Below are 18,901 nucleotides of genomic sequence, written 5' to 3' on the forward strand. Positions count from 1 at the left end.
GACATAATTAATATGGAATATTACGTAACGATTGGAATACCAGTTTACAATGTAGAAAAATACATTTCCAAGACGTTGGAGTCTGCATTGGCTCAGACATTTCCTAGTATAGAATTCCTTGTGCTTGATGATTGCGGAACAGACGCTTCTATGGATATCGTTCGAGATCTGCAGTCAAGGCATCCTCGTGGTTGTGATATTCGTATTGTATCTCAGCCTCAAAATATGGGGATAGGCGAAGCGCGAAACAAAATACTTGATACTGCCAGTGGAAAGTATCTTTATTTTATGGATGCTGACGATACAATAGAAGCGAATACTATTGAATTGCTTTATGATAATGCTAAACGATATAATGCAGACATCGTATATGGATCTTATGAGCGAATAGAAACCTTTGGCGATGAAGTGAAGCATGTGTCGTTTCGATTTGAATCAAAAAAATTCTTGCAGGAGGATGAGTTTGCCTCTTGGGCTTATGATTCTTATGGTAATCTGCCGGCTATGGTTTGGAATATGCTTATTGATATAGACATATTTCGAAAGAATGCGTTACGTTTCCCATCGGTTAGTTATTGGGAAGATTTTGCTATGACTACTGATCTGCCTACATATATTAATCGTGCCGTACTTCTTCCAGACATTACCTATCATTACTATTGTCGCGTCAATTCTGCGTCAAATTTTCAGAAACGCAGTCGTATAGAAAAGAAGGAAATAGAGGATGTTATCAGTGCGATGGCTATAGTGAAGCGCAATAGTAACAGGATTGCTAACAAACCTTACTTTCATAAGCGAATGCTAAAGGTGATGAAGACCCATTTCTTTATGTGTCAGTCAATCTTGCGCAACAGGTCATTGATTTCACCTTCTTTCACAGCTCGTGAGATTCGTGATGTAATGAAATCACCGCTCTCCTTCGCTGAAACTCTTATGCTGAAAGGATTGAGGACTAAGAATTTGATTTTCTATTCTCTTGGTATATTACCTTCATCAATTTCGGTGACTTTGATGAAAATGACATTACACCATAATAAGGGGTAATTTGTTTTTTTACTATTGAAATTTGTAGAATTCAAAATAACAATAAATGATTTCGATATTAATTTTTCCTTGATGTTAATCGCACCTTTTAACTATCTGACTAATATTTCATATGTCAGACATAACTACTTTAATATGGAACGTATTGTAAGTAAATTGTCCCATATATTTGATTCTCTTCATCGTATTCATTCATAAGATTTTTAAAGGTCTATTTCATGTACAGAATAGTATATGTTATTGAATCTATTGCCATTACTGGTGGCTTAGAACGTGTTATTATTGATAAATTGAATGCCCTTTCCAACGCTGACTACGATGTCATTTTGCTGACCACTAGCCAAGGGACTCACCCCTTTGCTTATCCCTTAAATACTTGTGTTCGCCACATTGACTTAGCCACTCCTTTTCACCATTGTTATCGTTATAGTATTTTGCGTCGTAGCTGGAATCTTTATAAGATGCACTGTTTGTTCCGTCAACGCTTAGTCAGCCAACTTGCTTCGTTAAAGCCTGATGTCATCGTTTGTGTTCAGCCTTCTTCGTTGTATAATTTGGTTCGAAAAGTTGTGAAGAAACGTATACCAATTGTCGTTGAGTCTCATATATCTTACTGTGGTCATAACTTCGAAAAAGAATCAATTATGAAAAGACTCAACACAAATAGGATTAACCGTCAGCTATGCAAGGCCGATACCATAGTGTCGCTTACACATGGCGATGCAAAAGAGTGGGGACGTTTTACTCAAAAAGTGGTTGTTATCCCCAATATCGTTCATCTTAATAATACGGGACGCCTAAGTACGCTTACAGCTAAAAAGGCTATTTATCCTTGTCGATTAGAGTGGCAGAAGGGACTCTTCGAACTTCTCGACGTATGGGCTATGGTTCAAAAACGCTTTCCTGATTGGCAGCTCGACATCTATGGAGAGGGTAGTCTGCACGATGAGCTTTCGTCAATAATTGTTCGTCGCCAGCTTAATATAGTCCTTCATCCTGCCGAGGCTGATATATTTAGTCGCTATCTCGACAGTTCTATGCTCTTGCTTACCTCTGTCTATGAACCTTTTGGGCTCATCATGCCTGAGGCAATGTCATGTGGGTTGCCCGTGGTTGCTTTCGACTGCCTATATGGTCCATCAGAAATTATAACAGATGGTGAGGATGGCTTCTTGGTGAAAGATCGGGATATAGAGGCTTTTGCTCAGCGTGTTTGTCAGTTGATAGAGAATGTAGAACTACGCCAACAGATGGGTAAGAAAGCTGTCCAAAATGCCCAGCGCTATTCTGCTGACAACATTATGCCTAAATGGCACGAACTATTTGAAAGCCTGATGAAGCAGAGTAATAAACAGTAATGAGGATGCCTCGAACGCATCTCAATTGCAGGGAGGGCTTTTCATTTAAGCTTCCTCAAAAGCATTTGCTTGCTGTAGATGATGAATGCAAAAACGGTGAGAGGTAGTTGATTGTACATGTACGCCCACATCCGTTGTCTTTTGTCGTGGTTGAATGTTAGATGCGGTATTTGTTCCTTCAAAAAGTTTATAGCCTGACAGACTTCGGAAAAATTTCGCAGATGTCCGCATGCTATGGCGCAAATATGTGTATAGAAGATAGAAAAAAGTAAATCGTCTTGCTGATAGGCTGTTTCTGGCGACAAAGATAATGACCTCGATAGCTCCCATGATTTTCGGATGGCTATGGAGGTATCGTTAGATCTTTTTAGACTATATTTGGAGGCTGCAGATTCATGCCCTCTTCGGTAAATATTTAAAAGCCATGAAGTCCTAAGACATTTTTTTACTTTTAGAAAACACTCGTTGGTAAATGGCACGTCTTGCGCATATATGCCAGGAACAAACGAAATGTTGTTTTCATGCAAGAATTTTCTCCGATAGACGGAGCGCCAGTACCAGCGGCAATATTTCTCGTACAGTATGTCTTTTCCAGAAATCTCTGTTGTCTTGAATGCCTCTTGTTGTTTGATGGGATGCTGTGGTATGTTGTTTATTTCTTCATCGTTCATTTGTACAAAGTCTGCCATGATGATATCTGCTTTCTCGGCTAATACCTTCTCTAGAAGTGGCTTCACACTATAATCAATCAGCATGTCGTCTGAGTCAGGCATCAAAATATATTCTCCTTTGGCTATGGCAATCCCATTGTTACGGGCTACTGAAAGACCTTGATTCTCTTGATTGATAACAGTAATATTGCTATGGGCTGGAATGATATCTGCAATCATTTCCATGCTCTTGTCCTTGGTACCGTCATTAACAATGATTACTTCAAATTGGTTTTCGTTAAGTCCTTGCCGATAAATACTTTCAATACATGGGCGAATGTATTTCTCTACATTGTAAATGGGAATGATAATGCTTAAGTCAATCATTTTTGTTAATCGATTAGTAATAATAGCAATTTTGCTTTGCAAATATATCGTTTTTGAGGGAATATGCCAAATTTTACGCTTGAAAAATAATTGTTTCGCTTTTTTTTATTATCTTTGCGATGTCTATGATATAATGACTATGGAAAAATGGTATGAAAAATACTTGACAATCTATGGGAAACCTTTTGGTGAGGTTCCTCAAAATACTATTGAAATTATTCGTAAACAACTCCAAAGGCTGCAAAGCACAGAGCCGTTGGTTTCCGTTGTAGTTATTGCGTACAACGAAGAGTGTCGATTGGCTGCATGTTTGTGGTCATTAAGTGAGTTGCAAACAAAATATCCTATTGAGATACTAGGTGTTAATAATAACTCAAATGATAGGACAGAAGAAATATATCAATCATTATGTTTGCCTTATTATAACGAGACAAAACAAAGTCCTGGTTACGCACGTCAATGTGGATTATTGCATGCTAAAGGCAAATACCATTTTTTTATTGATGCCGATACTTTCTATCCTTCATGCTATGTTGATAAGATGATGTGTAAATTGACGAAAACGGATGTTTCTTGTGTGGGTACTTTTTGGAGTTTTTATCCTGATGAAAGTCATTCTCCTTTCAGCCTGTTTTTGTTTGAGTTTATACGTGATACTTTCTTTTGGGTACAACATTTCAAACGTCCTGAATTAAATATTCGTGGTATGACCTTCGCGTTCAATGCGGACTATGCTCGCCAATGTACAATTCGCACAGATATTCGTCGTGGTGAGGATGGATCGTTGGCACTTGAATTAAAAAGATTCGGGAAGATAGCATTTCTCTATAATCGTAAGGCTCGTCCTGTTACAGGTTATGGAACAATTGGCAACCAGTCGATGTGGCAAAGTTTCATAGACCATGTTAAGGTTCAGATGAAGGGTATTACTCGTATCTTCCATTCCACTAATCATTATGAAGATTCAGAAGATAATCTTATATAACATAGAGCTTTTCATCTGAAAATAATTAGTATTATAGTACTCTATGTTAATTTGCATGGCCGATTGTTAATATACTGATTCGTAGATTTGGAATCTGAGACAACTGTTTCGCACAGGCAGTCATAGTGCTTCCAGTAGTTAATACATCATCTACGAGAAGAATGTGTTTGCCGTTAATGTCGGCATGATGATTGGTTAAGGTAAATGCATGTTCAACATTATCACGTCGTTCATAATAGTTCAGATGAGTCTGGCTATCTGTGAATGACGTTCGTTGTACTATATCGGTGATAATCTTTATTCCAGTCCTTTCTGATAATCCGTTAGCAAACTCTTCACTTTGGTTGTATCCTCGCTCATGCAACCTTTCCTTTGTTAGTGGTATTGGAACAATAGCGTCAATGCCTTCAAAGAACCCGTGGGGGGCGAAGTCTCTTGCAATGATGACACCAAGAGAATAGGCAATATCAGGTCGATTCTGATATTTCATGGAGTGAATCATCTTTGCAAACTCTGTGTCTGGTTTGTAGAATGCCCATGCAGCGCATCGCTCAATAGGGAATTGTCCCCAAAGTAAACGAGCCATTTTGTTATCAGTAGCATTGAGTTCATATCCTGTGCGACTAATGTGAAGCAAGCAGGTGGAACAGAGTACTGATTCGTTAAGAGAAAGACGGCATGAGCAACCAGCACATATACGTGGTGACAATAGGTCGATAATCCAAGTAAAGAGACTAGACTTCATGACTCAATTTGACGTGTTCTTAGTTGTCAATGCTAATGTCTCTTGAACCAAAATACCAATGTGGATTTTAGTCCGATGTATTTCAAATAACCTGAAGTGAGGGCTCGCCAGAAGACAGCAGGCTTTTGTTTAAAAGGTATCAAATGGCCAGTATAGAATACCTTACTGAGTGTGTAACGCAGGAACTTGTGTATGATGGGGGCTTTGCTGAAATGAAGTAATTGATCAGCAACGGTGAGATAGCAGTTAAGATTTCGCTTTGAGAAACTGATACCCATCGTTGAGGCTGTCCTGATGCGATGCCCTACAAGGTTCTGTCTTAAACAGAAAATATTGTCGCTACTTAATGTTAGAATTGTAGTGAACAACTCATCTTCATGGATGATGCCATCATGGAAGCGAAGACCAATACGTTTGATGAAGTCTCTTCTGATAAAGAGTAGCCACACAACACAATTGTGTGCTTGAGTGTCGAGCATAAGATTTAGCATATAGTTTCCGTCATATCTTGTATTTTCTTCAACAAGATGAGTCCGTTTCGTATTCCATGAAGTACGATGTTTTTTTGCCTCCGAGAATGATTCGCCATCAAAGAAGATAAAATCTGCTTGGTTCTTTTCAGCATAGTCGTAACAAATCTGTAAAGCATTAGGATTACTCAGAATATCATCGGAATCCATCATATAGATGTATTTCCCTCGAGCGTGGCGCAGTGCTAGGTTTCTGGCAGCCGACTGTCCTTGATTGTTTTGGGAGAAAAATATAACCCTTGCGTCTTGTTGCTGATACTTTTTGATAATCTCTTCACTATGGTCTGTTGAACCATCATTAACAGCAATAATTTCGAAATCGCTTAACGATTGGTGGATAAGCGATTCGAATGTTTCTTCAAGATATGGAGCTACATTATAAATTGGTAATATTACACTGACCTTGACCATTTCTATACTTTTTGTTGCAAAAATATATAAAAAAAAGGATAATGCATAACGATTGAAAAAAAATATCGTATCTTTGCAAATAAAAAAATAGAATTATGAATCTTTCTTATAAAACCAAAATGCGCCTTTGGTCGCTATTGCATCCCATCAGGACATACAAGGCATGGCATTTTGATCGTTATATACAGTTCACGGAGCAGTGGCGTAAGCTGGTTGCACAGGACCCAAAGAAGGCCTTTGATATGAAGTGGAATAGATTCTACAGGAGAAAGTTCCCTTGGAAGAATCCTCGTACACTGAATGAGAAGTTGACATGGATGGAAGTATATACGGATACTTCGAAGTGGTCTGAGTTTACTGATAAATATGAGGTTAGAAAGCACATTGAAGAACTTGGTCTGAAGGACATCCTAACGGACTGTTATGGAGTTTGGAATAAAGCAGAAGAGATTGATTTTGACCTTTTGCCAGAGAAATTTGTGTTGAAATGTACTCACGATTGTGGCAGCACGGTCATTGTCAGAGATAAGAGCAAGATGGACCGGCAGAAAGTCATTGACTTCCTTAACAAGCATGTAGCAATTTGGTATGGCTATGATTCTTGCGAGCCTCACTATACATCTATCAAACCACGCATTATGGCTGAGAGTTTGATAGAAATGGACAATAGTGAGGAGTTTTCTTCAGAAACGACTGTAGACCATAAGATACGGTGTATCGATGGCAAGGCTCAATATGATATGGTGTGCTACGATCGCAGTTTGGAAAGTGGTAGCGGTGGTACGAAGACTATTTACGACCTCTATGATATTCATGTCTGGCAACCAATGCGGCAGTATCTGGCCGATAGTGGCGTGAACTATCGCGATGTTCCTCGTCCACAGAACTTAGAACGGATGATAGAAATTGCAGAGATTATTGCAAAAGGATTTCCACAGGTACGTGTCGATCTCTATAATGTTAAGGGGAAAATCTATTTTGGCGAAATGACCTTCTTTGCCTTCTCAGGCATGAACAATCACTTCACCAAGAAGTTCCAACGCATGGTAGGTGACAAGATTCGACTGCCAAAGGCTGTCAAATGAGAGTCGTTATAGATCTTCAATCGCAGCAAAATAATCTTTAGCATATTTCTCTTTGTCAAAGAGCTTAGCTCGCTCAAGTCCTGCGTTGGACATTTGTTGTCGCTTCTCAGGGTGCTTATAGAGGTCGAGAATGGCTATGGAAAGGTTGTTGACGATGTTGCTCTTTTCCACTATAGTAGCAATCCCTTTGCATATTTCTGGTATTCCACCGCTACGTGTGGTAATGAGTGGAAGCCCCATAGCCATCGCCTCAACTACCGTAAGTCCAAAGGGCTCTTCCCACATGGATGGAAGTACGGCAATGTCTGCCAACTGCAAGTAATAGGGTACATTGTTATATGGTATGAATCCCGTAAATACGATTTTCTCATCAATACTCTTAGCCTTTTCTTTCAACGAACAGATAAAAGTGTCCTCATTATTTGCATTGTCAAAGAATGAGCTACCCATGACCATTAGTTTTATTTTTGGGAGAGCTTTGAGTTGCAGTAAGGCATCGATTAATTCAGAAATACCTTTGTCTTTATTGATGCGTCCACTATAAACCACAATAAAGTCTTCTTTCGTGAACCCTATTTTTTCGCGACTGATGAGTGAGCTGTTTTGGGGAGAGAATAGTGTTAAGTCAATGCCATTAAGGACTGTTTTAATCTTGTCGTCAGGCTGAATGGTAGAGACTCTTTCTTTGACAAAGTCTGAGACTGTTATTATTCTGGACAGACTGCGAAATACTATTTCATGATATTTGGATGTTGAATTGAGTAAGTCATTATGAAGGTGCAATATTAGATTCCTATATCCTCTTTGTGAGAGCTTATAAGCATAACCAGGACAGTTCTCTAATAGAAGATAGTCATAATTCTTTTTCTTTAAGTCGGAATAAACTCTCTCAAAATAATATTCTATAAAATAGTTGTAATAGTCTTTGGACGAATGGAAAAACTTAAAGATTCTTCGTTCTATTCTTGCCTTCAGATTATCGACATTTATATAATGATAGTGATTAACATCTGAAGAAAGGGCTGGGTGCATCTCTACTTTGCTGTTCCATGGACTATAAATTGTTATGTCATGAAGTTTCATTCTGTTATTATACTCCAGATAAAAATCAATCAGGTTTTCTACAGCACCTCCTTGAACAGCGGGGATAGGGAGCATTCCGCAGGTTAAAATAGCAATCTTCATAACATTATGATTGGAATGTAAGTTTGCAAATAGTATTGTAAATACTTGGCTTGCGTGCTACGAAGTATTTCATGCCTTGAGTACATGTGAATAGTGACAAGAAGTAAAAAGATAGCATTGGCAATAACAATATAAGTCCATAGATAATAAGTGAAGACCATGAATTAACATGATTGTCAACGAAAAGGGTCTTGAGAACAATGGCAAGGATGGTAAATAGTCCAAATATACCATAATATACCATCATGGGACGCCAAAAAAGCCAAACACTTTTGTGAAAGCCTTCTGAAAAAAGGTAATAGGGCTTCCAAAAGACATTGAATATGGAGAGACTGATGATTTTGCCAAGCAAAATGCCTACAATCCCGAAGAAGGGCGCTAAAGCGAGTGTAACAGCCAAGTTGATAATTAATTCTGCCCATGATGCCCACACATCGCCATAGAGACCAGATGCACCAATGAAAATGTAAACAGTTGAGTATTGGAGCTTTAAGAACAAGTTGAAAACAAGCAAGTAGGCAATGAGTGAACTAAGCTTATATTCAGGACCTACCCAACAAGCAATGAGAGGCTGTATAAATAGTATTAATGGAAAAATTACCATACCCATTATGAAGAAACGTGTAGCAGTCATCTCCCAAAACACTTTCATCGTGTTTCTTTCATTATTCTCGGCAAGCAGATTGCCTACACCAGCACTCAAGCCGTTCTCCAAAATATTAACCAAAAAGACTAGCTTGCTGATGATGATGTAATAGTTTCCGTAGAATGCAACCTTTGTTACCGAAACGAATGCTCCAACAAGTAATTCATCGCTACGATTCAGAATAAAGTCCTTTATCCTTAGAATGAAAATTTGACGGGTTTTCTTAAGGACTTCAGGATACTGTTTCAAATTCTTACGCCCATTAGACAGATTGATGTTGAGCCAGGGGTAGAGTTGTCTGATACGTATGTTGAAAACCATGATGCCAACAATAGTGAAAACCAATCCGGTAACTACCCATAACCATAGGTTGCGGTAGTAATAGGCCAGCAATATTTGTACTATACTTTGCACAATACCAATGGTCTGGAAATAGGATTGTGTAAGATATTGCTTCTGGTTTGCATTAACAAGTAATTGCTTGTAGTTGAATATGTAACCTGAGATGCTCGATGCAAGAAAAGAGTAGAAAGCAAAATAGACCAGTGGCAGGCCAGTCGTAAGGTTGCCAAACCACCAAGGGAAAAACAAACTGACTATGAAACCGCAAGTGCCGATGATAAAGCCAATGCATCGGTATAGGTAGGCTAACATTGACATTACCTCGTTGATTTTCTGATGGTTGTCTTCTTGCAGAGGCTTATAGAGGAAGTAGATGATGCTGGTTCCTATGCCCAACTCTGCAACGCTGAGGAATGACATTATGTTCATCAACATACCTGTCAGACCTATGAACTCAGCACCAAGGCAATCGAGGAATATCTTGCGGGAAAAGAAAGCAAGAATTAAGGAGAGCATGTAGAAAACCATGCCCACCTTAATATTCAAGATACTTCTGTGTACTCGTTCTCCCATATGGTTTCGTATTACAATGTCCTATTTCTCGTGGGATGTATGGATGAAATCCGTATTCTTATGGTCCATATGTGCTATGTTCTTTAACAGGCGCCATACTAAGCTAGGGAACGACAACAACTTTCTAAACATTGCTGTTGTGCGGAGTCTGGATGGAATGGCAATAAGAAGTGATATGCATAAGCACAGAAGCATAGCCCACCACTTAATGCTCCAGAGAGGATGTACTATTGTCATAATCAGCGCCATAAAAGGTATTGTAGCCAACAAAATGCTACGAGGAATAAGTGCTTGCTGAATGGTCTTGTCTATATAGTTGATATTACCTTTGATTAATGCGGTAAAGAGGTAAGGCAACATTTGCAGAAGTGCTTGAATTTGGCCGGTCATCCAACGCATTCTCTGACTTTGGAAGTTGTCTTTGTTGCTCACCTTCTCATCATATACCAGAATATCTTCTACGTATTTTACATAGATGTTCTGTTTCGCAAGGAATGTCTCTAACTCACGGTCTTCAACAGCTGTAGACAGCATGTTGACATGTGTGGCAAACCATTGGTAGTCAAAACACATACCAGAACCAATAAGGGCTGAAGATAGACCAATATTGTTGTGGGCGCGGCGGAATATGGTGTTATTTATCTCTTCGCTTAATCCGTCAAGAGCTGAAACGTCATTATCAGAATTCTTGGCTGTGCGATGGCATTGGATAGCGTTATAACCCTGTTGGCAAACGGAGTCAAGTTTGGTAAGGAAGTTAGAATCAACAACGTTGTCTGCATCAAGGATGACTATATGTGAAAAATCTAAGCCTTCAAGTTGTTTGATAGCATATTGTAGCGCTTTCGCTTTGGAACTCTTTTCAAAGACTGGCTTTAAAAGTTGCAGCGGTTGTGATGCAAGCCATTCGTTGGTAGATGGTTGCATATGGTCGGAAACTACTACAAGATGAAAAAGTGAAATGGGGTAGTCCTGATGAAGAAAAAACTCTATTGAATTACGAATTACGCTGTCTTCATTGTAGGCAGGATAGATGACTGCAAAACGACTATGTGCAGAGTGAGTATTTTCGTATGTTTTTAATTGCTTCTTTCTAAAGAGGGACATTAACGCGAATAACATAACATAACCCACAGAGCCTGCTGTTATTATCCAAAGGATTATATCGATGATATGTATAATGTGCCAAGTCATATTTAGCTCTTACGCGGAATAACACTATTAATAGAATCCTTTGCAGACTTAACTCGAGTCCTTGTTTCAATGATCATAACTCGAAGTATATTGAACAACCCCCAAAGAATAAGCAATGGAGCATAAAGAAAGTCACGATTCCACTTTTCGTCAACAAGTTGATCTGGTGTTGCTAAAGAGAATGCAAACATGAGTATGGCACCTATAATCCACCATTTTATTGCAAGTGAGAAATATATGAGTGGTAGTATACTACTCATTATTAAGAGGATGCCGATTAGAATGGTTCTTGGAGGTAACCACCATTGGAGTATTTTAAGCGCAAAGTCATATCGACGGCTAAGAAGTGAAGGGAAAAAGTAGCGTGAATTGCTTATTGCAGCATGTAGTTGTGTAGCAGCCCAACGACCACGCTGATAATTGAAACTACTTATTTCGCGAGTCTTCTCGTCGTATAAATGAATGTTGTCGAAATAGTCAATATAAATGCCGTCTCTTAACAGCATTGCTTCAAGCTCCTTATCTTCACCCGCTGTACGACATTTCATAACATTGATCTTAAACCATTCAAAGTCGTAAACCATTCCCGAACCATTAAGTGCCGCTGACAGTCCAAGTGCATTGTGCCCACGCCGGAAAATGGAATTGTTTATTTCCTCAAAAATGGTATCAAGGCGCGCTACTGATGTATCACGGTTCTTTGACAAACGGTGAGTTTGAATTACCTTTGTTCCGGCAGTCTCAAATGCGTCATTAACTTGTTCCAGATATTCAGGTTCAATAATGTTTCCAGCATCGAGTACAAGAACTGCATCATAGATTTTAAACTGAGGAAGGTTCAGAATAGCAAATTGCATGGATTTTGCCTTTGAACTCTCTTCAAAGTCGGGCGTAAGAAGTGTTACAGGTGCCTGTGCGATACGCATATTGGTCATCTCTTCTTCGTGGTCTGATATGACAACAATATCGAATAGGCGTTGTGGGTAAGTTTGACCAAGAACAGAATTAATGGTCTGCATTACGACTTTGTCTTGTTTGTATGCAGGAATTAAGATAATGAATCTGTTCTGCTTTTTTGCCTTAGTTATCTCGCTATGCTGATTAAAAAGTGATGCTATAGATAGTATAAGTATATATATCACTTCTATTCCTAAAGTGACAAATAGAAAACCGTCAATCAAATATAGTATCCACCAATAATTCATAGTTTATTGATTATCTTGTGCAAAAGTAACGAAAATATTTTAAACAGCAAATGCATTGTGCTTCTTTTTTTTGTTCAAATTTACATGCGGCAGAAGTCCCAAATTGCAGAGAAGATAGCTTTACATAAATCTGTACGCTTATTGAGCGCATGTTTTATCAGGTCGCGAAATGTAACAATAAACAGCAAATAGGCATAGGAGAGATAACGATAGCGGATTGGTTGATTGCGTTTGGCATAAAGCAGACGGTTGCGAGTGATGTAATATGTCTTGAGTGGACTGTTCTGACCGGTAGCCTGACTTTCCTTATGATAAACGGTACAGGCGGGCTCGTACCAAATCTCATAGCCGGCGCGTCTAATCATCATTGACCAGTCCATTTCCTCGTAGTATAGGAAATAGCAATCAGGCATTAGACCAACATTCTCAATAATCTCTCGCTTGATCATCATTGCTGCACCATGGGCATATGGAGTGGGGTGGGCTGTATTGTATTGGCCTCGCTCTTCCTCATTATAACCAATACCCTTGTTGCGCATGGTGATACGCGACAAGGGCGTGAAACCTGCAAATTGTATAGGACATGAGCCCCATGCAAAACGGATCTTAGGACAGACCATACCAATATGTTCGTTTGATTGCAATCGCTGAATCAGAGCATTGGTGTTCCAGTCCTCCTTGAGTTCGGTGTCGTTGTTGAGAAATAACAAGTAGTCGCCCTTAGCAACTTTTATTCCAATGTTGTTACCGCCAGCGAATCCTAGGTTCTTCTCGCTGCGAACAACCGTCACCATTGGAAAGCGCTGTTTAATTAGCGTGGCTTCATCTGTTTTGGAGGCATTATCTACTACAATTACCTCTAAAGCCTCATCTTCTAAAGGTAATGTTTCAATTAATTCACAGGTGTCCTTGAACCCATTATAATTGATGGTAATAATTGAAATCTTTGCCTTGGTGATTTGTTGCATATCTTTTTTTCTTCGTTGTACTTGTTCTTGTTGCCTTTTTATTTGGAATAATTAATCTGTTTTAACAAACATAACCCTATCTGTCTGTCAAAGACTGAGTAACCCATGGCATTAAGATGAAGACCGTCTTTTTGATAAAAATGATCTAAGTCTTCTGCATAATGGTTGTTCCATACTTTGTAATTCAGGATAACAACCTTTTCCTTGTAATCAGAAAGAATGCTGTCTAAGGCTTCGCGGAATATCTGCTTACAGTCTATTGGTGTGTTGTTAACTAACATAGAAAACTGTCGGAGCACTTTTCGAGTTAAAGTTTGTCGCTGGTAGCATTTTTCAATATCGTAGTCTGGAATTTCAATAAGTAAGGGTGTCACGTTGTTATAAAGGAAAAAATTAATTATTGCCTCCATACTTTTTACATAGTAATCTTTACTCATTTTTTTATATGTGTCATTAATACCTGCCGAAATGACACAATAGTGACAACCTTTTTGAAGGAAATGCTTAAGACTATCATTATAAAACAATTGTTCATAGATTTCCTTACTAGTTAGTCCGCATATACCGAAGGATCGGAAAATTACTGGATGTTTTAGTATGTCCGAAAGCATTTCAGATGCCTCTATGTCGCGGGGTTCGTGAAAGAATGCCCAACTATCGCCAATGAAAACTATCTGTAATGTATCTTTGTTTGCTGTAGAAAGCTGATAGGGGGGTATTGTTTTGCAGGGTGTATAGTAGCCGTTAAATATTAAGCTGATTATAAAGATGCAAATGAGAAATGTTGAAAAAAGAATGATGCGATATTTCATCGGTTTCCAGATAATATAGATTTTACTTTTGGGAAATAGTTTTCAAGCATCTTATATATAATTAAACATACTATAGTTGTTGCTAACACACAAAGAATGTATAGTATAGCATGAAACGAAGCTGAACTATTGCTAAAGAACAATATACATGTCTTGCGCAGAACAATGGCAATTGGATAGTGGGTACAAAACACAATAAATGCTGCTTTGGGAAGAAGCGTATTTGTTAGCCCGCGACATGAACAATAGTCAGCAAGAAGAAAAAGTGCTGGTATGTTAAAAAGTAGAGCAAATCTATGAATCTGAAGATTGAATGGTGTAGGATAGAAAACATGTGATGCGATGTCTGCAATAGCAAAGATTATTGTCAGCGTAATCAATACTTTTTTATAGTGACTAAAACAATAGAGGGCATTCTTTTCCATAAGGGGGAAATAGGCCCCTAAACAGAAAAATAATATTGTTTGGGGGATAAAAGCATTATCATATGTTGTCATCCACCATCCGATAACTACAAATAGGAATATCTCACGTCCGTATTTGACAAGATAATAAAAAATAGGTGATAAAACAGACATAATTAACAGATTCCTGATATACCATAATGGACAAAGGATTGGAGTAAAGTTTCCATTGTCAAATGATCCCCTATCCCAAAAGAGCCTTAGATAGTCGGATAAGTAATAGTCTTCAATATTTTTACCATTAATATCTTGAGGATAACCTATAGAATAGGCTATTAGGTAGATAACTAAAAGAAGTGCGTTCCAAACTAAGTAGGGAACAAGTAGCGTCTTTATACGTGAATGTAGTTTTTGCAGATAACTTTTCTTGCTTGAGTAAAAGAGGATACCGGAAATGAAGAAAAAACCAGGGACACCAGTCTCACCTAACCAAAGGGCAGGTAGATATATTATGTTAAAGAAATTGTTAGATGATATACCTTCAATTTTAACGACAGAATAGCAGTGGAGAAGGATAATAAAAAAGATAAGCGGAAAACGTAACCAAGAAATTGTATCGGAAAGACGTTGCTCGTTAATATTATGATACATATCATTTTTCATATTCCCACTAATTTGCTTTTCTTCTTTTCTATCTTTAATTTTTGTTCTTCTTCAATAATTTTTAAACGCTTTTCTTCAAATTCATTCCAAGATGATTCTAACTCGGGAAAGTTGTATACGACGGCAAGCATTCCGAAAAAGATCAAACCATTGGGATATTGTAATAGCACCTGATTACCATAGCCGCCTAACTGCATAGCAGCGAAAGCTCCGCAGATACCAGCTCCTACGCCCATTAGGGAACGGGATTTGACTTTGAAGAAAACAACCCAGGAGGCTCCTATAAACATGATTGCCATTGCTGCTAAGAAAACCGTAATACCAATGGCACCTGTTCGTATCCATATAAACACATATTCTGAATCAGGAGGTAGGGTTGAGAGCTTTCGAAATTTGTTATTTGATGGGACATTATCCATGCCAGTTCCAATGCCTATTCCCCAAGGTGCATCAGCTAAATATTTCTTCATAACAGCCTGATTAATGTCACGAGCTTCCGTTGAAGCATCTTCCTTGTTGAAAGCAGATCTCATTCGGCGTATCTGCTGATTGCCATTACCAATTTTAGTGAATATTAAGATAAATGCAAGAAGACCGAAAACAATAGCTGAAGGTACTGCTATTTTAAAAGATTTTGAAAGTACTATAAACACTACCAAACCAAAACCTAGACAGAAAATCGCAGTTCGAGTTCCTGACTGAAACATACCCCAAATGACAGCGAAACTTGTTAGTAAAAAGAATATCTTGTCTTTTTTGATTCGTGATGTGATTCCTATCACCATGAATGTAACAGCAGTAGCTGCAGCATTACACCCATAATTTGCTGCATCAGAGAATGTGGAAAAGTATCTAACGAGCGTTCCACCTTGAATTATATGGGTTCTTCCAGCAGTCTGCAACCAAATGTTTTCTGATAAAGTAAAACCAAAAAATTTCTGATTGAAGGTCCAATACACGGAAAAAAGTGAAAGAAATGCCCATACTTTTAAAAGCTTATAAAGCTTTTCAGGAGTGTCTATGTAAATAGTGAATATTAGAAAAGTCCATAATAGAGATATACATAATAAACGAAATCCTGCAAACCATGCACCGATATTAATGCCTAATCCACATGTGTCATTGAATATTTCAATAAAACCAAGCCCACACCATAACAAAATAGCCAAAAGCATTATATTGAGTGTACGGCTGAATTTTGATTCGCCAGAAGAAACTATAATGGCCGAAATAACTAGTATGATTTCAAATCCCTCATTATATAGGGACATAGGAATACCATTTGGCAAAAAACGATGCCGTCCTGCAAAATGCAAGAAATAGTTAATAATGAACAACGCCCAAAAACAAGTCATTTGGTGACGAAACGTACCAATTACCACCAAGACAAAGACTGGTATCATGCAGATTATTGCAAAGGGGGCAAAACCAGCTGTGATGAACTCGTATATGGCTAGCAAAAACAGGAGAAAGAGTATGGATACTCTTCCTCCATTTTTACTTGTATATGATTTAAACGTAGTTGAAGCCATTGTTACTTAGCATGTTCGTTTTCGGTTGCCGTTAGACCTAACTGCGAGATGCGATAAACGAAGTTATTAAAACGAGTGTATGGTGGCAGCTGTCCAACAAACTCTTCTACTGCATAGCGGCTCGCTTCGGTAAGATACATGAAAAGGCTCTTCTTGTCTTCGAGACGTGACTGAAGTTCTTTGAGTGCCTTTTGGTCAACATCTTTCCAGGTTCGATTTGCACGTGTAACCATAAGATTAATTGTTCCAAGATTAAGCAGAGCTGAAGGAACAGCATTATCATCGAGGTTAGGATATTCTACTATTGCAATCTCGTTTGGCTGAATATCTGGGCACAAGTCTTTAATATCTTTTGCCATAATATAGCGGCTGTCTTCAGCTAAGAAGTCTTCATCGTAAGTTAGACGACGTACCTGAAGACCTATGGATACCCAGTAGTTTTCCAGCTCTTGTGCGAGGTAACTCTTTCCATTTGCTGCATCAGTAGAGAGCAGGTTAAGTACATTCTGCTTTCCTTCAGAGAAGTATGGTAGTATAGCCTTACTAAGCTGTCGCAAAGCCATATCGGAGATGGTCTTGTTGAAACGGCGGTAGCGCAAAGAACTTTCTTTGGGGAAACAGCCGATAACAGGAATATTCGTGATTCGCTCAGAACGCATGCGGTCACGAAGTGTACGGTCGAGCAGTTCAATGATTAAGAAGCTAAGTGCTATCATAAAGAATGTCAGCATGAATGCACCAATCAGTATCATCATTCGATTCGTTGACTGTGCGTTAAGTGGGAACATAGGAGGGTTTAGGATACTCAGAGTCGCAGTTGACATCTGTAGGTTGCGCTGACGCAGACGAGCTGCATTAAGAGCACGCAACATCTCGATATAGTTGCCCTCAATGAAACTTATGTGACGTTCCTTGCGGTCAAGAGTAGCACCGATAGGAGAGTATTTCTGATACTGTTTGTCGATACTCTCGCGCATAATGTCTTGTGCCTGAATCTCAGCCTTGGTTTTCTCAAGGAGAAGTATTTGTTCAAGCCACTTGTCAATAAGCTCACTCGCTTTTACACCAGTATCTGTGCTATAGTTGTTTGCTTCAATAGTCCTGGTGAGTTCCTTTACTTTGTCTGTGGCTTCGCGCAGCTGGCGTTCTGCTTTCGCCAATTCTATCTGTGCTTCAGACTCAGTTCCGCCAACTTCGCTATTCATAAGACGCAGATTTGAAATACGAGACTGGAGACGAGATATATCACGAACGAGAGAGGTGAATTCTTTGTTTGATGTAATAATTTGCTGACGGTTTCCAAGTTGACGCTCAAGATATGAAATCAGTGCTTGAGTTGTTACCATGTTCATTCGCAACTCGTTTACAGTAACTTGTTGCTGTTGCTCAAGAACAGTAAGCTGTTTTGTCTGCTCGGGGTAATTAATGATACCATGCTTCATATTATACCGTATGAGATCATTCTCAGCATGGGTTAATTGCTTGTAAAGTCTTGCTACCTCGCGCTCGAAGAACTTGATTACATTATGTGTTTCACCATATCGGAGATTCTGATATTGACGAGCAAAGACATCGTTGAGAATATCAATGGTATTATAGCAAATACCAGGATCATTGGATGAATATGCTATGTCGATGAGGTCTGTGTTTCCAAGCTGCATTACCTTAAGTTTAGCAGTTATGTTATTTATTCCAAAGTAAGGATGATAGTTTAAAATTCCAAAAAGGTAATTGCCTTGCGATGCTTTTTCATATGCACGTAAGTTGGCATAGCTGGCGTTTTCACTATTATGATTTATAAGTGCTTTGACATCTGCAGGTACACTGGCATCAAGCTGACGGAAGTGTTCAGCTGTAATATAGTTATTGTCTTTGTTCGGGTTGCCATACATCATACAACGAGCAAATAGACGGAGAGAAACTTCATGTATGGTGTTATCTGTAGTAATAATCAGAATAAGGTTTTGAAGGTTCGTTTGAGCATTACCACCAGCAATACCACTACCACCCTCAATGTTATAACCTGTAAGCATACCTGTATAGATTGTGGTGTTGGCATCATATACTCGCTCAAGGTTACGTGTAAGAAACCATGCAATTATAAGGGATATGAGAGGCAGTATAACAAGATACCACCTTATTTTATATAAGAATCTGACTATATATCTGAAAATATCCATAT

At 38.7% G+C, this 18,901-nt stretch carries 16 protein-coding genes; 4 read left to right on the plus strand and 12 right to left on the minus strand.

The annotated features are described in order from the left end of the window. Positions 1–12 precede the first annotated feature (12 nt). Positions 13–1,044: a glycosyltransferase family 2 protein gene (locus M1L52_RS11360; RefSeq protein ID WP_248615122.1), complete on the plus strand. Its 1,032-nt coding sequence runs from the start codon at positions 13–15 to the stop codon at positions 1,042–1,044. A gap of 218 nt (positions 1,045–1,262) precedes the next feature. Then, positions 1,263–2,402 (plus strand): glycosyltransferase family 4 protein, encoded by a 1,140-nt coding sequence (locus M1L52_RS11365; protein WP_248615123.1) that lies wholly within the window; start codon positions 1,263–1,265, stop codon positions 2,400–2,402. Between the two features lie 41 nt (positions 2,403–2,443). On the opposite strand, the gene M1L52_RS11370 is transcribed toward M1L52_RS11365, so the two are convergent. After that, complete coding sequence (locus tag M1L52_RS11370; protein WP_248615124.1) at positions 2,444–3,439, minus strand: glycosyltransferase; 996 nt, start codon at positions 3,437–3,439, stop codon at positions 2,444–2,446. A 139-nt stretch (positions 3,440–3,578) separates the two neighbouring features. Here M1L52_RS11370 and M1L52_RS11375 point away from each other — a divergent pair, with 139 nt between their 5' ends. Beyond that, positions 3,579–4,424, plus strand: a complete 846-nt coding sequence (locus tag M1L52_RS11375) for a glycosyltransferase family 2 protein (protein ID WP_248615125.1) — start codon at positions 3,579–3,581, stop codon at positions 4,422–4,424. Positions 4,425–4,470: 46 nt separating this feature from the next. Here M1L52_RS11375 and M1L52_RS11380 read toward each other — a convergent pair whose 3' ends face one another. Together M1L52_RS11380 and M1L52_RS11385 are read right to left on the minus strand one after the other, a co-directional pair. Beyond that, positions 4,471–5,169, minus strand: a complete 699-nt coding sequence (locus M1L52_RS11380; RefSeq protein ID WP_248615126.1) for a ComF family protein — start codon at positions 5,167–5,169, stop codon at positions 4,471–4,473. Positions 5,170–5,201: 32 nt separating this feature from the next. Then, the gene (locus M1L52_RS11385) at positions 5,202–6,110 is read right to left on the minus strand and encodes a glycosyltransferase family 2 protein (protein WP_248615127.1); all 909 of its coding nucleotides are present in this window, start codon (positions 6,108–6,110) and stop codon (positions 5,202–5,204) included. Between the two features lie 119 nt (positions 6,111–6,229). Here M1L52_RS11385 and M1L52_RS11390 point away from each other — a divergent pair, with 119 nt between their 5' ends. Further along, entirely contained in the window at positions 6,230–7,195 is a 966-nt protein-coding gene (locus M1L52_RS11390; RefSeq protein ID WP_248615128.1) for an ATP-grasp fold amidoligase family protein, read from the plus strand. Positions 7,196–7,201: 6 nt separating this feature from the next. Here M1L52_RS11390 and M1L52_RS11395 read toward each other — a convergent pair whose 3' ends face one another. The 9 genes from M1L52_RS11395 to M1L52_RS11435 form a co-directional block, all read right to left on the minus strand. Beyond that, complete coding sequence (locus M1L52_RS11395) at positions 7,202–8,380, minus strand: glycosyltransferase family 4 protein (protein WP_248615129.1); 1,179 nt, start codon at positions 8,378–8,380, stop codon at positions 7,202–7,204. 4 nt (positions 8,381–8,384) lie between these two features. Beyond that, positions 8,385–9,941, minus strand: coding sequence for a lipopolysaccharide biosynthesis protein (locus M1L52_RS11400; RefSeq protein ID WP_248615130.1), 1,557 nt, complete (start codon positions 9,939–9,941; stop codon positions 8,385–8,387). Between the two features lie 21 nt (positions 9,942–9,962). After that, positions 9,963–11,135, minus strand: coding sequence for a glycosyltransferase (locus tag M1L52_RS11405; protein ID WP_248615131.1), 1,173 nt, complete (start codon positions 11,133–11,135; stop codon positions 9,963–9,965). 2 nt (positions 11,136–11,137) lie between these two features. Next, positions 11,138–12,340, minus strand: a complete 1,203-nt coding sequence (locus M1L52_RS11410; protein WP_248615132.1) for a glycosyltransferase family 2 protein — start codon at positions 12,338–12,340, stop codon at positions 11,138–11,140. Between the two features lie 80 nt (positions 12,341–12,420). Then, entirely contained in the window at positions 12,421–13,308 is an 888-nt protein-coding gene (locus M1L52_RS11415; RefSeq protein WP_248615133.1) for a glycosyltransferase family 2 protein, read from the minus strand. A 38-nt stretch (positions 13,309–13,346) separates the two neighbouring features. Beyond that, positions 13,347–14,120, minus strand: a complete 774-nt coding sequence (locus M1L52_RS11420; RefSeq protein WP_248615134.1) for an SGNH/GDSL hydrolase family protein — start codon at positions 14,118–14,120, stop codon at positions 13,347–13,349. Beyond that, positions 14,117–15,187 (minus strand): acyltransferase family protein, encoded by a 1,071-nt coding sequence (locus tag M1L52_RS11425; RefSeq protein ID WP_248615135.1) that lies wholly within the window; start codon positions 15,185–15,187, stop codon positions 14,117–14,119. The genes M1L52_RS11420 and M1L52_RS11425 overlap by 4 nt, the downstream gene beginning before the upstream one ends. Then, the gene (locus tag M1L52_RS11430) at positions 15,184–16,719 is read right to left on the minus strand and encodes an O-antigen ligase family protein (protein ID WP_248615136.1); all 1,536 of its coding nucleotides are present in this window, start codon (positions 16,717–16,719) and stop codon (positions 15,184–15,186) included. Before M1L52_RS11430 ends, M1L52_RS11425 begins: the two co-directional genes overlap by 4 nt. Before the next feature lie 2 nt (positions 16,720–16,721). Continuing rightward, on the minus strand, positions 16,722–18,899 hold the full coding sequence (locus tag M1L52_RS11435) for a GumC family protein (RefSeq protein WP_248615137.1): 2,178 nt from the start codon (positions 18,897–18,899) through the stop codon (positions 16,722–16,724). Positions 18,900–18,901: the final 2 nt, after the last annotated feature.

Source organism: Prevotella sp. E13-27 (genome assembly GCF_023217965.1).
Classification (GTDB): Bacteria; Bacteroidota; Bacteroidia; order Bacteroidales; family Bacteroidaceae; genus Prevotella.

What these genes read in the sequence shown, in the direction of transcription:
- M1L52_RS11420 (WP_248615134.1), bottom strand. Translation starts at nt 14,120, where the DNA reads ATGAAATATCGCATCATTCTTTTTTCAACATTTCTCATTTGCATCTTT.
- M1L52_RS11410 (WP_248615132.1), bottom strand. Translation starts at nt 12,340, where the DNA reads ATGAATTATTGGTGGATACTATATTTGATTGACGGTTTTCTATTTGTC.
- M1L52_RS11360 (WP_248615122.1), top strand. Translation starts at nt 13, where the DNA reads ATGGAATATTACGTAACGATTGGAATACCAGTTTACAATGTAGAAAAA.
- M1L52_RS11385 (WP_248615127.1), bottom strand. Translation starts at nt 6,110, where the DNA reads ATGGTCAAGGTCAGTGTAATATTACCAATTTATAATGTAGCTCCATAT.
- M1L52_RS11395 (WP_248615129.1), bottom strand. Translation starts at nt 8,380, where the DNA reads ATGAAGATTGCTATTTTAACCTGCGGAATGCTCCCTATCCCCGCTGTT.
- M1L52_RS11365 (WP_248615123.1), top strand. Translation starts at nt 1,263, where the DNA reads ATGTACAGAATAGTATATGTTATTGAATCTATTGCCATTACTGGTGGC.
- M1L52_RS11405 (WP_248615131.1), bottom strand. Translation starts at nt 11,135, where the DNA reads ATGACTTGGCACATTATACATATCATCGATATAATCCTTTGGATAATA.
- M1L52_RS11390 (WP_248615128.1), top strand. Translation starts at nt 6,230, where the DNA reads ATGCGCCTTTGGTCGCTATTGCATCCCATCAGGACATACAAGGCATGG.
- M1L52_RS11370 (WP_248615124.1), bottom strand. Translation starts at nt 3,439, where the DNA reads ATGATTGACTTAAGCATTATCATTCCCATTTACAATGTAGAGAAATAC.
- M1L52_RS11380 (WP_248615126.1), bottom strand. Translation starts at nt 5,169, where the DNA reads ATGAAGTCTAGTCTCTTTACTTGGATTATCGACCTATTGTCACCACGT.
- M1L52_RS11375 (WP_248615125.1), top strand. Translation starts at nt 3,579, where the DNA reads ATGGAAAAATGGTATGAAAAATACTTGACAATCTATGGGAAACCTTTT.
- M1L52_RS11415 (WP_248615133.1), bottom strand. Translation starts at nt 13,308, where the DNA reads ATGCAACAAATCACCAAGGCAAAGATTTCAATTATTACCATCAATTAT.
- M1L52_RS11400 (WP_248615130.1), bottom strand. Translation starts at nt 9,941, where the DNA reads ATGGGAGAACGAGTACACAGAAGTATCTTGAATATTAAGGTGGGCATG.
- M1L52_RS11435 (WP_248615137.1), bottom strand. Translation starts at nt 18,899, where the DNA reads ATGGATATTTTCAGATATATAGTCAGATTCTTATATAAAATAAGGTGG.
- M1L52_RS11430 (WP_248615136.1), bottom strand. Translation starts at nt 16,719, where the DNA reads ATGGCTTCAACTACGTTTAAATCATATACAAGTAAAAATGGAGGAAGA.
- M1L52_RS11425 (WP_248615135.1), bottom strand. Translation starts at nt 15,187, where the DNA reads ATGAAAAATGATATGTATCATAATATTAACGAGCAACGTCTTTCCGAT.